Consider the following 14,171-nt stretch of genomic DNA (forward strand, 5'->3'; position numbering starts at 1 on the left):
TCCGGACGAGATGTCTCATCACTAAGGTATCCGCCCATGGCAGCGGCGCGCCGGGTCCGGATCGGCATCGACACCGGAGGCACGTTCACCGACGTGGTCGCCGTCGACGAGGACACCGGTCAGACGACGACCACGAAGACACCCTCCACCCCGGCCGACCCCGCCGAGGGTTTCCTCGAGGGCGTGCGCAAGGTGCTCGGCCTCATGGGGCTCGACGGCTCCGCGGTGACCGCGGTCAGCCACGGCACCACGGTGGCCACCAACCAGCTGCTCGAGGGCAAGCTGGACCGGATCGGGTTCGTCACCACCGAGGGCTACGAGTCGGTGCTCGAGATCGCCCGGCAGTCGGTGCCCGACGGCTACGGCAACAGCTACTTCTGGGTCAAGCCGCCGCGGATCGTCCCGGCCGACCTGGTGCGCACCGTGCGCGGGCGGCTGGACCACACCGGCGCCGAGGTGCGCCCGTTCGACCGCGACGACGCCGTCGCCGCGGCCCGGTTCTTCCGCGAGGCCGGCATCACCACGATCGGCGTCTGCTTCCTGCACGCCTACGCCGACGACGCGCACGAGCGGGCCGTGCTCGAGGTGCTGCGCGAGGAGCACCCGGACGCCGTCGTGAGCATCAGCTCCCAGGTGCTGCGCGAGTACCGCGAGTACGAGCGGTCGGTGACCACGCTGGTCGACGCCGCGGTGAAGCCGCGGGTGGGCGCCTACGTCACCAACATCCGCACCCGCCTGGACGAGATCGCGCCCGGCGTGCCGTTCTACGTGATGAAGAGCAACGGCGGCGTGCTGTCGGCGGCCGAGGTGGTGCACCAGCCGATCACCACGATGCTGTCCGGTCCGGCGGCCGGCGCGCTGGGCGCCGCGCTCATCGCCGGGACGGCGGGCTTCGACCGGGTGCTCACCTGCGACGGCGGCGGCACCTCCACCGACGTCACCGTGGTGGTCGACGGCGAGCCGGCGCTCACCACCGAGGGCTCGGTGGGCGACTACCCGAGCAAGATCCCGATGATCGACGTCGTCACGGTGGGCGCGGGCGGCGGGTCGATCGCCTGGCTCTCGCCCGAGGGCACGCTCAAGGTGGGGCCCAAGTCGGCCGGCGCCGACCCCGGCCCGATGTGCTACCCCGCCGGTGGCGACCAGCCGACCGTCACCGACGCGCACGTGGTCCTCGGCCGGATCCCCCCGCACCTGCTCGGCGGGGAGATCCCGCTGTCGGTCGACGCCGCCCGCGCGGGGCTGGAGGCCCTCGGCGGGAAGCTCGGGCTGTCGCTGGAGCGCACGGCGCTGGGCATCCTCGAGATCTCGGCCTGGAACCAGGCGAACGCGCTGCGCCAGGTCACGGTGGCCCGCGGCCTGGACGTCCGCGACTTCACGCTGACCACCTTCGGCGGCTCGGGCTCGCTGCTGGCCTGCCGGCTCATGGACGTCCTCGGCCTGCCGCGCACGCTGGTGCCGCCGAACCCGGGCAACGTCAGCGCGTTCGGCCTGCTCACCGTCGACGTCCGCAACGACCACGTGCAGACGGCGATCAGCCGGCACCTCGACCTCGACCTGGACCGGGTGCGCGGGCTGGTGGCGGGCCTGGAGGAGCGGGCGCGGGAGTCGCTGGACGGCGAGGGGTTCGCCCGCGCCGAGCAGCGCGTGGCCCGCTCGGCCGACCTGCGCTACGTGGGCCAGGCCTTCGAGGTGCGCGTGCCGGTTCCCGACGGCGACCTCGACGCCGCCGCGCTCGAGCAGGTGGCGCAGGCCTTCCACGCCGCGCACCGGCAGCTCTACGGCTACGACTTCGCCGACGACCCGCGCCAGGCCGTGGAGTGGGTGAACCTGCGGGTGAGCGGCATCGGCCCGATCCGCCGCCCCGACCTGGTGGAGCTGCCGCCGGGCGAGGGCGGGGTGGAGCGGGCGCGGACCGGCTCGCGCCCGGTGCTCTTCGGCGAGGACGGGTCCGAGGACTGGGCCGAGACGCCCACCTACGACCGCACGCGGCTCGCGCCGGGCGACGTCGTCGCCGGGCCCGCGGTGGTCGAGGAGTTCGGCTCCACCGTGCCGGTGCACCCCGGCTTCACCGCGACCGTGGACCGGTTCGGCAACCTGCTGCTCGAGAAGGGAACGGGCCGATGAGCCTCACCGACGGCGCCCCCGCCGACCCGGTGCTCGTGGAGATCGTCGCGGGCACGCTCGCGGCGATCGAGAAGGAGGTCGAGACGGCGATCGGCCGGACCTCCCGCTCGCCGATGATCCGCGACGCGCACGACTTCCGGGCCGGCATCCACGACCGGCAGCTGCGCAAGCTCACCGGCCGCTCGTACTCCGCGCTGGTGCACCCGGTGGTCCGCGACTACCCGATCGACCGGATGCACCCCGGCGACGTCTTCTTCCACAACGACGTCTACCTCTCCGAGGGCGGGATCGGCCACCTGCCGGACCTGTGCGTGACCGTGCCGGTCTTCGCGCACGTCGACGGCGAGGAGCGGGTCGTCGCGTTCGTGCAGGCGTTCGGCCACCACGACGACATCGGCGGCGCGGTGCCCGGGTCGATGCCGTCGGCGGCGACCAGCGTGTACGAGGAGGGGCTGATGGTCCCGCCGATCCGGCTGTGGGACCGCGGCGTGCCCAACGAGAGCGCGCTGAAGATCATGACGCGGAACTCGCGGATGCCCGACTCGCTGGCCGCCGACCTCGACGCCGAGTGCTCCGCGTGCCTGGCCGGCGCCCGGCGGCTGGGCGAGCTGTTCGACCGCTACGGCGTGGCCGCCGTCGAGGCGTGCTTCGACGCGATCCTCGACGCCTCCACCCAGGTCTACCGGCGGGAGATCCTGTCGCAGATCCCCGACGGCACCTACGTCTGGGAGGACTACGCCGAGCACGACGGCGTCGAGGAGCCCAAGCTCCACCGGCAGCGGATCACGCTGACCATGGACTCCTCCCGCGAGGTGCCGCTGGTCATCGACTTCACCGGCACCGGCCCGCAGGCCAAGGGCCCGATCAACCACTGCGGCGACTACGCCGACGGCAACTTCCTCAAGAAGTGGCTGGCGCCGATCCTGCGCAACCTCGCCGAGACGCCCGAGCGGATGGCCGAGCTCGACGTCAACGAGGGCGTCGTCCCGCTGATCGAGATGCGCTTCCCGGAGAAGGGCACGCTGCTCACCCCGGTGTTCCCGGCGCCGACCAACGCGCGCACGTTCGTGATCCTGCGGCTGCTCGGCGTGCTCGCCGGCGTGCTGGCCAAGGCCACCGGCGGCCGCATGCCCGCCGACCAGGAGACGATCCGCTACACCGGCGTCTACGGCACCGACCTCGACGGCAACCCCTACCTCATGCGCGAGGTGCTCGGCGGCGGCTCCGGCGGGCGCTGGTACGCCGACGGCGAGGACACCATCCACGTCGTCCCGGACTCGCGGAACCTGCCGACCGAGTTCACCGAGTCCCGGTTCCCGCTGCGCGTGGAGCGCCTCGGGCTGGCGCTGGACTCCGGCGGGCCGGGCCGCTACCGCGGCGGGTGCGGCTACGAGAAGCACATCCGGGTGCTGCGCGACGCGCACTTCATGTCGATCGCCGACCGCTCGATCCTGTCCTGCTGGGGCGTCAACGGCGGCAAGGCGGGGCGGCCGTTCCAGGTGACCGTCGACCCGGGCGGCCCGGACGAGCACGACGTCGACGCGCTGGCCGATGCCGAGCCGCTGCCGGCCGGCACCGTGGTGCGCATCCGCACCACCGGCGGCGGCGGGTGGGGCGACCCGCTCGAGCGGCCGGTCGAGGAGGTGCTGCGCGACGTGGCCTGGCGCAAGGTGTCGGTCGCCGGCGCCCGCGCGGACTACGGCGTCGTGGTGCGCGAGGACGGCTCGGCCGACGAGGCCGCCACCGACGCGCTGCGCGCGGAGCTGCGGGCCGCCCGCAGCGGCGAGGAGCCGTTCTTCGACCGCGGCCCCGGCTACGCCCTGCTGTCCGGCGGCGCGACCTCGAACGAGCTCGACGTCCTCTGACGGCTCGTGCTCTGCCCCGTGCCGCGGGGCAGAGCACGAGCGGCGCGGGACTAGGTGACGGGGTCGGTGGAGCCGGCACCGGGCTTGGCGTCGTCGACGGTGACGCCCTCGTCGCCCTCCGCGGACGCGTCCTCCTCGACGCCCTCCGGGCGCAGCGGCGTCTCCTCGAGCACGTTCTCCCTGGCCTGGTCGCGGTCGGTGCCGGGTACCTCGGTCATCGGGTCCTCCCTGTCGTGGGGTCGCGCGGGGTCGGGCACCCCTCCCCTACCCGGCGGCCCGGATGGCAGGCCCCGGTTCGCCCCCGGCTGAACGGGCCGGCCCCTCAGGGGGCGACCTCGACGTCCGGCTCGGGCGCTCCCAGGCGCCGCTGCCGCCAGGCGCCGAACGCAGCCCCGACGACGAGGACGGCGGGCAGCACGTTGATCCACACCGCCGCGCTGCCGGTGACGCCCTCGTAGTTGGCCACGATGAGCACACCGGCACCGAGCAGCGCGAGCCCGGAGACGACCGGGGCGATCCGGGTCGCCCAGCGGGAGCCGGTGACACGGCCGCGGGAGGCGGCCACCACGACGCTCGCGCAGCACGCGGTCATCAGCACGACCACGGCCAGGGAGTTGATCCCCGAGATGGCGGGGAACATCCCGGTCAGCGGGTCGATGCCGGCGACGGCGAACGGCGTGACCAGCACCGCGCTGACCGCCAGCTGGGTCAGGACGGCGACGTGCGGCGTCCGCCGCCGGGGGTGCGTGCGGGCCAGCCCCGACGCGAGCAGTCCCGACCGCCCGAGGGCGAACAGGTACCGGGTCGCCATGTTGTGGAAGGCGACCGTGGCCCCGAGGAAGCTGCCCGCCACCACGAACGCCAGGACGGGACCGGTCCACGTCCCCAGGTAGGTGGCGAACAGGCCGAACACCAGGCCGCCGGGATCCTGCCTCGCCAGTTCCTGCACGTCGGGGACTGCGGCGGTCACCGCCCAGGTGGCGGCCAGGAACACCCCGCCGAGGGCGAGCAGGGCCAGGTACGTCGCACGGGCGACCGTCCGCCGGGCGTCCCGGGCCTCCTCGCAGTACGCGGCCGTCGCCTCGTACCCGGAGAAGGCCAGCAGGACGGTCACCAGCGCCAGCCCGATGCCGCCGGAGAACACCACCGACGGCGCCAGTGGTGCGGCGGTGAAGCCCTCCGGCCGGCGCAGGAGCACCGCGACGACGAAGGCGGCGAGCAGCGCGAACTGCACCGCGCAGATGACCGTCGTCGCCCGCGCGGCGGAGGAGACACCGACGAGGCCGAGCGCACCGGTGAGCGTCAGGGCGAGTGCGGCGAGCAGCCACCACGGCAGGTCGATCCCGGCGTACGCCGCGAGTCCGAGGTCGGCGAAGTAGCCGGTGGCCGCGGCCATGCCCGCCGTCGCCGCGTTGTAGGCGATGGTGGCGATCGAGGCGGTGGCCGCCCCCGCCGTGCGGCCGAGGCCGTGCGCGACGTAGGCGTAGTAGGCGCCGGTGTTGACCACCGCGCGGCTCAGGGTGACGTACCCGGCGGTGAACACGACGAGGACGGCGACCACCAGGACCAGGACGCCGATGGTCCCGGGACCCGGGCCGAAGGCCAGGCTGAGCGAGATGTTCGAGGCCATCGCGGTGAGGGGCGCCGTCGCCCCCACCACCATGACCGCCATGCCCACGACCCCGAGGGCACCGGCGCGCAGCGCGCCCGCCTGCGGGGTCCGGACGGGGAGGGGCCCCTCGTGCTGCTGCGTACGCGCGTCGATCGTCATGACCAGCCTCCTGCCGCCCCGGCCTCAGCGCGCCAGCGTCTCGTCGAGCCAGTCGTAGATGGTGGCCGCGGCGCGGCGCATCACGTCGACCTGGTTGTGCAGGTCACCTCCGTACCGCGGACCGAACTCGACGAAGGTCGCCGGTGCCCGCAGGTGCGCGAGGAGCTGCTCGGGCTGCCCGCCCAGAGTGGCGTCGCGCGTCCCGCTCATGACCAGCGTCGGGCAGGTGATGCGTTCGGCCACGCCTCCGGCCACCGTGAAGTCGGCCCAGCGGGCGAACAGGGCGCGGGTGGTCGGGACCCCCATCACCCAGCGCCCGTGACCCGAGAACCACCGCGTCGTGCCGTCCTCGGCGATCCGCCGCTCGATCGCGGCGTCGAGCTCCGGGTCCTCCGGCGCGCGCAGCCGTTCCAGCAACTCCTCCCGCCGGTCCGGCGCCACGGAGAAGACGTAGTCCAGCGGCACGGTGGACATGTCGTAGACGCCGTCGAAGGCGACGAGGGCGGCGACGCGGTCGTCGAAGGCGGCGGCCCGCGGCGCGAGGACACCGCCCATGCTGATGCCGGCCAGCGCGATCCGGTCGCCGTCGATGTCGGACCGGGACAGGGCGACGTCGAGGACCGGTCCCACGACGTTCTCCCAGTCGGGACGGAAGGGCAGGCCCTGCTCGCGGATGACCTGACCCTGACCGGGCCCCTCGAAGGCCAGGACGTTCCACCCGCGCTCCTGCCCGGGCCGCCCGAGCATCGACCACAGCTCCTCGGCCGTGCCGTCGAAGCCGTTGTGCAGCAGCAGCGTCGGGCGGGGTCCGGGAGCGCCCGAGCGGTAGAGGTAGGCGGGCAGGGTGGTGCCCTCGTAGGGGATCTCCAGGACCTCGATGGCCGGCTCGCACAGCGCGGCGGCCCGCCGGAAGGCCTCGACGCCGCGCCGGGACGCGGTGCGGATGCGCGGGTCGGCCGGATCGCCGTGGAGGAAGAACTCGGCGGTGCGGAAGTAGTTGGCGCTGCGCAGGAAGGCGTCCCGGGCGCTCACGCGGTGCCCTCGGGCCAGAGCGGCCTCACCCGTGGCATGCACCCACTCCGCGGTGTCGGACCACTCGCGGTACCAGCTGTCGTAGTCGCCCTCCACCACGCGCCGGGCCGTGGCCAGGCACTCGCCGAGCTCCGCGCCGCCGTAGGCCGTCTGGCCCATGGTGCGCAGGAGCTCGAAGTCGAACTGCGGGTCCTTCTCGAAGACGAGGCTCACGGGTTTCCTCCGGTCGGAGAGGCCACTGCGGCGTGGCGACGGGGAGTGGAGCGTCAGGACGGGACGGTGTCGTCCCGACGAGGACGGTAGGTGGGACGGGACCGTCCCGTCCATCCCCTAGACTCACTTTTCGTGACGCAGGCCACGAAGCGGACACCCACCGGGGCCGCGGTGCTCCAACCCGGGGTCACCGAAGCCATCGCCGCGGCGGTGCTCGACGAGATGGCGGAGGTCGGCTACGGGCGCCTGTCCATGGACGCCGTCGCCCGGCGCGCGGGCGTCGGCAAGAGCGCGCTGTACCGGCGCTGGCCGTCGAAGCAGGACATGGTGCTCACGGTGCTCGGGGACTTCAGCGTCGCCCTGGCCGAGGTCCACGACACCGGCAGCCTCCACGGGGACGTCGTCGCCGCGCTGGAGGCGATGCGGGGGTGGCTGACCCATCCGCAGTTCTCGCGGTTCTTCCCCGACCTCATCGCCGAGGCCGGACGCAACCCCGCCCTCGCCGAGGCGGTGGCCGCCACCATCGGTGAGCCGCGCCGGCGGGTTCTCGGAGGCGTCCTGCGCCGGGCCGTGGAGCGGGGCGAGCTCCCCGCCGACCTCGACGTCGAGCTCGCGCTCGACGTGATCGGCGCTCCCCTGTACTGGCGGCTGGTGGTGCGGCACACCGACATCGACCCCGGCTACGTGGACCGCCTGACCACCGTCCTGCTGCGCGGGCTAGGGGCGGTCACCCCGGCGTGACGCCCGGGACCCGGCTGAACGGGCCGTGAGCCAGCGGGCGGTGGCGGCGTCGGCGGGCAGGAACGCCTCCACCGAGAGCTCCGCGGCGGTGAGGTCGACGGCGGTGCCGAAGGTGGTCACCGTGCTGAGGAAGCACAGGACGTCGTCGCCGGCCCGCAGGCGCAGCGGCACCGCGATGCCGTCCGGCGTCGAGCGGTCGCTGCCGCCCGGCAGGGCGGCGAGCTCGCGGTGCAGGGCGGCCAGCGCGGGGTCGCCGGTGAGGTCGGCCTCGCGGGCCAGCCGGTGCAGCACGTGCGCCCGCCACTGCGGCAGGTTGAGCACCCGCGGCGCGAGCCCCTCCGGGGACAGGCTCAGCCGCAGCACGTTGACCGGCGGCTCGAGCAGGTGCGCGGGCAGCCCCTCCAGGAACAGGTCGACGCCGCGGTTGGCCATCACCAGCTCCCACGAGCGGTCCACCACCAGCGCCGGGAACGGCTCGTGCGCGGTGAGCACGAGGTCCAGCGCGCGGGTGACGGCGGCCATGCCGGGGTGGCCGAGCCCGCGGCGGCCGTAGGCGGGCGCGAACCCGGCCGACAGCAGCAGCTCGTTGCGCTCCCGCAGCGGCACCTCCAGCCGCTCGGCCAGCCGCAGCAGCATCTCCCGGCTGGGCCGAGCCCGGCCGGTCTCGAGGAAGCTCAGGTGCCGGGCGGAGACCTCGGCCTCGGCGGCCAGGTCGAGCTGGGACAGCCGGCGGCGCTGCCGCCAGCCGCGCAGCAGCTCCCCGACGGGTGGGCGCACGGCGGTGCTCACGGCGGGGAACGCTAGTGACGACGGGGGCCGGCGTCGCCTACCTCGCAGGTAATCGACGCGCTTCCCCACCGGGGCCACCGTTCCGGCCATGACAACGACCACCCCCCGACCCCGCACCCCGTCCCTCCTGGGCGCCGACCCGCTGCGCACCGTCCTGCGCCTCGACGCCGTCGTCACCGGGGCCAACGGCCTCGCCTACCTCGCCGCCGCCCCGCTGCTGGCCGACCTGCTCGGCGTCCCCGCCGGGGCGCTGCGCGGCCTGGGCGGCTTCCTGGTGGCCTTCGCGGCCGGTGTCGCGCTGGTCGCCACCGGGCGGCCGGTCCGCGGCGGCGCCGTCGAGGTCGTCGTGGCCGCCAACCTGCTGTGGACGGCGGGCAGCGTCGCCGCCGTCGTCGCGGACCGCTTCGACCTCACCGCCGCCGGCACCGCCTGGGTGCTGCTCCAGGCCGCCGTCGTCGCGGGGTTCGCCGCCCTGCAGCTCGCCACCCTCCGCACCCGCTGACCCGAAGGAGACCCGCCGTGCCAGCCACCCCCGCCCTCGCCGTCCGCTACCTCGCCGCCTGGAACGAGACCGACCCCGCCGCCCGGCGGGCGCTCGTCGACCAGCTGTTCACCGAGGACGTCCGCTACACCGACCCGATGGCCGACGTCACCGGCCGCGAGCAGCTCGCCGGCCTCATCGGCGCCGTCCAGGCGCAGTTCCCCGGGTTCGTCTTCCGGCCCGCAGGGGACGCCGACGCCCACCACGACCAGGTGCGTTTCACGTGGCACCTGGGGCCCGACGGCGCCGAGGCCCCGGTGACCGGGTTCGACGTCGCCGTCACCGACGGGGACGGCCGCATCCGGACCGTGCTCGGCTTCCTCGACCGCGTCCCGTCCTGACCGCACAGCCCGCCCCGCCCCGCGCCGTGATCGCGGGAGAGGTCAGCCGCGCCGCCGCTGCCACCAGCGGCGGCGCGGTGGCACGTCCCGCGGTGTCACGGCCGGGACCTCCGCGGCCGGCGGCGGGGGCGGCGGGCGGTCCCGGCGCCAGCCCTCGACCAGCGCCTCGACGTCGGCCAGGCCCGGCACCGGTGACCAGCGGCTCTCCTGCGGCCGGCGCCAGAAGGCCTCGACGCGGGCGTTGTAGTCCTCGGCGACGGCGCGGACGGCGTCCTCCGACGGCAGCCCGGCGACGCGGGCGGGCAGGTCGTCGCGCTCGCGGCGCAGCGCCAGCCCGGGCGGCAGCATCTCGGCCGGCGCGATGCCCTCGCGGCGGGCCTTGGCCACCGCCCAGTCGAACACCGTCTCGTCGGGGTCGAAGGCCGGCAGCGGCCGGCCCGTGCCGCGCAGGCCGGTGAAGTCACCGCGCTCCTGCGCCTGGCCGATCTGCCGCTCGACCCAGGTCTCGAAGGACACCCCGGGCGGCTTGCGGTCGGTCACGCCCCCATCGTCCGCCTCTGCCAGGCTCCCCTGCATGCGCACCACGGGCAGCCGGGAGGTCTACCGCAACCCCTGGATCCGGCTGCGGGAGGACACCGTCGAGCGGGCCGACGGCTCCACCGGCGTCTACTCCGTCGTCGAGAAGCCCCACTTCGCCGTCGTGCTGGCGGCCGAGCGCGGCGGGTTCTGGCTGGTCGAGCAGTTCCGCCACCCCGTGCAGCGGCGGGCGTGGGAGTTCCCGCAGGGCACCTGGTCCGCCGAGGTGCTGGCGGCGGGGCAGGGCGGGACCCCGGAGGAGCTGGCCCGCACCGAGCTCGCCGAGGAGACCGGGCTGCGGGCCGGCCGGCTCGAGCACCTCGGCCGGCTCGGCCTCGCGCCCGGCCTGTCGACGCAGGAGTTCGACGTCTGGCTGGCCGGTGACCTCACCCCCGGCCCGACGGCACGCGAGGCCACCGAGGCCGACATGGTGAGCGCGTTCGTGACGGAGACCGAGCTGCGCGCCATGGTCGCCGACGGCCGGTTCACCGACGGCCCGTCCCTCGCCGCCTGGGCCCTGCTCCTCCTGAGGAGCCATTAGCGCGACGAAGGCGACCTCCGCGCGCGGGAGGCGGAGACGACGTCAGGCGGCGCGGAGGGTGCGCAGGGGCGCGGTGACGCGGGCGAGCTCGTCGAGCATCGCCGTGCCTCCGGCCTCGAGCTCGGCGTTCGGCGCGAACTCGTCGTCCTCGTCGAGGAACTGCGCGAAGAACGGCACCGACACCGCCTCGGGGACGGTGTGCACCCGCAGCGCGCCGAGCACCGGCTTGAGCGCCGAGGAGGCGCGCAGGCCCGCGGAGACGCCGCCGTAGGTGACCAGGCCCGCGGCCTTGTCGGCCCACTCGGCCGACAGGTAGTCCAGGGCGTTCTTCAGCGACGCGGGGAACGAGTGGTTGTACTCCGGGGTGACGAACACGAACGCGTCGGCGCGGTCGACCGTCGCGCTCCACCGCCGGGTGTGGTCGTGCACGTAGCGGCGCAGCCGCGGGTGGTCGGGCTCGTCGAACACCGGCAGGCCCACCTCGGCGAGGTCGACGAGCTCGACGTCGAAGGCGCCGTGGGCCTCGGCCAGGCGCTGCACCCAGCGGGCGACGGCGATGCCCCGGCGGCCGGGACGGGTGCTGGCGGCGACCACCTGCAGGACGGGACGGGACACCGGGGACCTCCGGACGACGACGGGACGTGTCGTTGAGTGCTCAACCGTCGCCCGCGCGCACCGCTTCCCCGGACGCGGCGTGATCCGGCCCGCAGCCCGTGACCCGATCGTGCCTCGACACCGGAGGGCCGCTCGTGCCCGCTTCCGCCGCCGTCGCGGAGCGTCGCGGACATGCCCTGATGGGGTGACCCGGCAGCTCAGGGGCCTGCGGACCGCCGCGGCACCCCCGACGCTGGCCGGGTGCCGCTCTCCGCCCCGGGCCTGCCCGGCCTGCCGCGCGACCTCGCGGGGCCGGTCGCGGTGCAGCTGGCCAAGCCGGTGCGCGACCTGCCGACCGGCGACGCGCTGCCCGGCGGCTGCCGGTACGAGCCCAAGTGGGACGGCTACCGGCTCGTCGTCGTCCGCGGCGCCACCGGCACCCGGCTGTGGTCGAAGCAGGGCCGCGACCTCACCGACCGCTTCCCGGACGTCGCCGCGGCCGCCCTCGCGCAGGTGCCGGCTGGCACGGTCCTCGACGGCGAGGTGGTCGTCTGGAACGGCGAGCGGCTCGACTTCGGCCTGCTCCAGCGGCGCCTGGTCACCCCGCCGTCGCGGATGGCCGCCCTGGCCGCCGCCTCCCCGGCCTCCTACGTCGCCTTCGACCTGCTCGCCGCCGGCGGGGCCGACCAGCGCCGCCGCCCCCTGCGCAGCCGCCGCGCCGCCCTGGAGGAGCTCGCCGGGCGGTGGGCGCCGCCGCTGCAGCTCTCCCCCGTCACCGCCGACCCGGCCGAGGCGCGGCAGTGGGCCGCCGACCTGCGCGCGCTCGGCGTCGAGGGCGTCGTCGCCAAGGGGGCCGCGACCCGCTACGCCGGCGGCCGGCGGGAGTGGCTCAAGGTCAAGACGTGGGACACCACCGAGGTGGTCGCCGGCGGCGTCATCGGTCCCCTCGACCAGCCGGGCCAGCTGGTCGCCGGCCGGTACCGGGACGGCGAGCTCGTCGTCGTCGGCCGCACCGGTCCGCTCACGCCCGCCCAGTCGGCCGAGCTGGCCGCCGTCCTCACCCCCGCCGGCGACGACCACCCCTGGCCCGAGCGGATCGGCACCGGACGCTTCGGCGGCGGGCGGCTGTCGGTGGCGCTGACCCGGGTCGAGCCGACCGCCGTCGTCGAGGTCAGCGCCGACGCCGCCCTGACCGCCGGGGTGTTCCGCCACCCGCTGCGCTTCGTCCGGGTCCGCCGCGACCTGCGCCCCGAGGACGTCCCGCCCGCGGACTGAGGCCCGTCACGGGCGCTGCCGTCACGGAGCCGCCGTCACGGGGCCGCCGTCACGGGGCCGCCGTCACGGGGCCGCCGTCACGGGGCTGCGGTCACGGACGCTGGGGCAGCCGCCCGAGCGTGACCAGGAAGCGGCGCAACAGCCCGGACAGCTGCGCCAGCTCGGCCTCCGACAGCCCGGCCAGCAAGCCGCGCTCGGTCTCCAGGTGGTCGGGCAGCGCGGCGTCGAGCGCCTCCCGGCCGGCCCGGGTCAGGGTGACGACGACGGCCCGCCCGTCGGCCTCGCTGCGGGTGCGGGTGATCAGCCCCTTCTCCTCCAGCCGGTCCAGCCGCTGGGTGATCGCCCCGGAGGTGACCAGGGCCGTGCGCATCAGCGCGGTGGGGGTGAGCTGGTAGGGCTCCCCGGCCCGGCGCAGCGCCGCGAGGACGTCGAAGGACGGCGCGTCGAGGCCGTGCCGCGCGAAGGTGGCGCGCTGGGCGAGGTGCACCTCGCGCTGCAGCTGGGTGATCCGGCCGATGACCCCCATCGGCGAGCAGTCGAGGTCGGGCCGCTCCCGGGCCCACTGCTCGAGGATGAGGTCGACGGCATCCTCCACCCCGGTACCTCAGCAGTGAGACAACGGCAGCGTCAAGCCGCCCCGCGGCCGGACGACGGGACGTGCAGCGTGGTGGCCAGCCGCACCGTCAGCCCGCCCGCCGGCCCCGGGAGCAGGTCCACCGAGTCCCACAGCTTGCGGGCCAGCCACAGCCCCATCCCGCCGGCCGCGAGGTCGTCGCCGTGCGCGGGCACGAAGCCGGCGAAGGGGTCGTCGTGACCGCGCCCGGAGTCGGTGACCGTGCAGACGACGGTGCGCTCGTCGGCCCACACCCGCGCCGAGACGGGCCGGCGGCCGTGCCGGAAGGCGTTCGCGGCCACCTCGCTCGCGGCGAGGTACACGTCGGCGCACTGGTCGGGGTCGGGCACGACCGCCGCGAGGACGTCACGCAGGGCACCGCGCAGCCGGGGCAGCGTCGGCACGTCGTCGACGGCGAAGACGGGCGCGCCCGCCTCCAGCGGCTCCCGGGCGCCGGCCAGCTCGCGCAGGCACGGGTCGGGCAGCACGTACTCCGAGTTGCTCACCCGCAGGCCGCCCATCAGCAGCTCGGGGTGGGTGGCCCGGGCGGTGTCCAGCGCCTCGGCCGGGACAGCGGACCGGTCGTAGACGCACATGGCCGTGACCGGCAGCGGCGACACGAGCGCGTTGGAGACCGCCTCGTAGCGCCGGACCTCCCGCCAGCGCCGGGGGTCGGGCCCGAACGTCGTCACGGCCAGGACGCGCAGCCGGCCCGAGCCGCCGGACACCGCGCGGTCGAGCACGGTCCGCATCGCGCCCACGGCGTCGGGGGCGCGAGCCCCCAGCAGGCAGATCCGCCCGTCCACCTCGACGGCGTCGGCCCGGACCCCGAGCGCCCGGCGCACGGCCTCGGCCGCCTCGGGCGGGGCGGCGAGCAGCGGCAGGTCACCGGCCCGCAAGCCCTCGTCGAGGAAGGCGGCGGCGACGTCGACGACCTCGCCCGGGTCGCGCACGAGCGCCGCGGTGTGCACGAGGCCCCGGCCGGCGGGCGCGGCCGCCGCAGGGCCCGGCGCAGGCGCGCCCGGCCCCGGCTCAGCCCTCGCGGGCGACGTCCCCGTGCCTCGGTCCACTGGCCCCTCGACCACCCCGGGGCCGGGACTGCTCCGGCCCATCTCTCCGATTGTGGGCCATGTCCCCGGGTGATCGCTCCGG

The 14,171-nt window shown here is 75.6% G+C and carries 15 protein-coding genes; 7 read left to right on the forward strand and 8 right to left on the reverse strand.

The window, feature by feature from the left end; all coding sequences use genetic code 11:
* Positions 1–36: 36 nt before the first annotated feature.
* The gene (locus ACI79X_RS18365) at positions 37–2,127 is read left to right on the forward strand and encodes a hydantoinase/oxoprolinase family protein (RefSeq protein ID WP_457026855.1); all 2,091 of its coding nucleotides are present in this window, start codon (positions 37–39) and stop codon (positions 2,125–2,127) included.
* Positions 2,124–3,992 carry a hydantoinase B/oxoprolinase family protein gene (locus ACI79X_RS18370; RefSeq protein ID WP_457026856.1) on the forward strand — a complete coding sequence of 623 codons (1,869 nt, stop codon included), beginning with the start codon at positions 2,124–2,126 and terminating at the stop codon, positions 3,990–3,992. Before ACI79X_RS18365 ends, ACI79X_RS18370 begins: the two co-directional genes overlap by 4 nt.
* A 50-nt stretch (positions 3,993–4,042) precedes the next feature.
* Here ACI79X_RS18370 and ACI79X_RS18375 read toward each other — a convergent pair whose 3' ends face one another.
* The 3 genes from ACI79X_RS18375 to ACI79X_RS18385 all read right to left on the reverse strand — a co-directional run bounded on the left by ACI79X_RS18375 (position 4,043) and on the right by ACI79X_RS18385 (position 7,008).
* On the reverse strand, positions 4,043–4,210 hold the full coding sequence (locus ACI79X_RS18375) for a hypothetical protein (protein WP_457026857.1): 168 nt from the start codon (positions 4,208–4,210) through the stop codon (positions 4,043–4,045).
* Between the two features lie 104 nt (positions 4,211–4,314).
* Positions 4,315–5,763, reverse strand: a complete 1,449-nt coding sequence (locus ACI79X_RS18380; protein ID WP_457026858.1) for an APC family permease — start codon at positions 5,761–5,763, stop codon at positions 4,315–4,317.
* A 24-nt stretch (positions 5,764–5,787) separates the two neighbouring features.
* The gene (locus ACI79X_RS18385) at positions 5,788–7,008 is read right to left on the reverse strand and encodes an alpha/beta hydrolase family protein (RefSeq protein ID WP_457026859.1); all 1,221 of its coding nucleotides are present in this window, start codon (positions 7,006–7,008) and stop codon (positions 5,788–5,790) included.
* 132 nt (positions 7,009–7,140) lie between these two features.
* Between ACI79X_RS18385 and ACI79X_RS18390 the strand changes: the two genes are divergently transcribed.
* Positions 7,141–7,749: a TetR/AcrR family transcriptional regulator gene (locus ACI79X_RS18390; RefSeq protein ID WP_457026860.1), complete on the forward strand. Its 609-nt coding sequence runs from the start codon at positions 7,141–7,143 to the stop codon at positions 7,747–7,749.
* On the opposite strand, the gene ACI79X_RS18395 is transcribed toward ACI79X_RS18390, so the two are convergent.
* Complete coding sequence (locus tag ACI79X_RS18395; RefSeq protein ID WP_457026861.1) at positions 7,726–8,538, reverse strand: helix-turn-helix domain-containing protein; 813 nt, start codon at positions 8,536–8,538, stop codon at positions 7,726–7,728. The genes ACI79X_RS18390 and ACI79X_RS18395 overlap by 24 nt on opposite strands.
* Positions 8,539–8,626: 88 nt before the next feature.
* On the opposite strand from ACI79X_RS18395, the gene ACI79X_RS18400 reads away from it, so the two are divergent.
* Complete coding sequence (locus ACI79X_RS18400; RefSeq protein WP_457026862.1) at positions 8,627–9,040, forward strand: hypothetical protein; 414 nt, start codon at positions 8,627–8,629, stop codon at positions 9,038–9,040.
* A gap of 17 nt (positions 9,041–9,057) precedes the next feature.
* A complete protein-coding gene (locus ACI79X_RS18405) occupies positions 9,058–9,420 on the forward strand; it encodes a nuclear transport factor 2 family protein (protein WP_457026863.1) in 363 nt (120 codons plus the stop codon).
* Between the two features lie 42 nt (positions 9,421–9,462).
* On the opposite strand, the gene ACI79X_RS18410 is transcribed toward ACI79X_RS18405, so the two are convergent.
* The gene (locus ACI79X_RS18410; protein ID WP_457026864.1) at positions 9,463–9,960 is read right to left on the reverse strand and encodes a DnaJ family domain-containing protein; all 498 of its coding nucleotides are present in this window, start codon (positions 9,958–9,960) and stop codon (positions 9,463–9,465) included.
* A gap of 34 nt (positions 9,961–9,994) precedes the next feature.
* Between ACI79X_RS18410 and ACI79X_RS18415 the strand changes: the two genes are divergently transcribed.
* Complete coding sequence (locus ACI79X_RS18415) at positions 9,995–10,537, forward strand: NUDIX domain-containing protein (protein ID WP_457026865.1); 543 nt, start codon at positions 9,995–9,997, stop codon at positions 10,535–10,537.
* Between the two features lie 42 nt (positions 10,538–10,579).
* On the opposite strand, the gene ACI79X_RS18420 is transcribed toward ACI79X_RS18415, so the two are convergent.
* Entirely contained in the window at positions 10,580–11,152 is a 573-nt protein-coding gene (locus tag ACI79X_RS18420; RefSeq protein ID WP_457026866.1) for an NADPH-dependent FMN reductase, read from the reverse strand.
* A 240-nt stretch (positions 11,153–11,392) separates the two neighbouring features.
* Here ACI79X_RS18420 and ACI79X_RS18425 point away from each other — a divergent pair, with 240 nt between their 5' ends.
* Positions 11,393–12,406, forward strand: a complete 1,014-nt coding sequence (locus ACI79X_RS18425) for an ATP-dependent DNA ligase (protein WP_457026867.1) — start codon at positions 11,393–11,395, stop codon at positions 12,404–12,406.
* A gap of 91 nt (positions 12,407–12,497) precedes the next feature.
* Here the strand turns inward: ACI79X_RS18425 and ACI79X_RS18430 are convergent, their stop codons facing one another.
* A complete protein-coding gene (locus ACI79X_RS18430; RefSeq protein ID WP_457026868.1) occupies positions 12,498–13,001 on the reverse strand; it encodes a MarR family winged helix-turn-helix transcriptional regulator in 504 nt (167 codons plus the stop codon).
* 32 nt (positions 13,002–13,033) lie between these two features.
* Entirely contained in the window at positions 13,034–14,131 is a 1,098-nt protein-coding gene (locus tag ACI79X_RS18435; protein ID WP_457026869.1) for an anti-sigma factor RsbA family regulatory protein, read from the reverse strand.
* Between the last annotated feature and the right edge of the window lie 40 nt (positions 14,132–14,171).

The organism is Geodermatophilus sp. SYSU D01119, assembly GCF_054049975.1.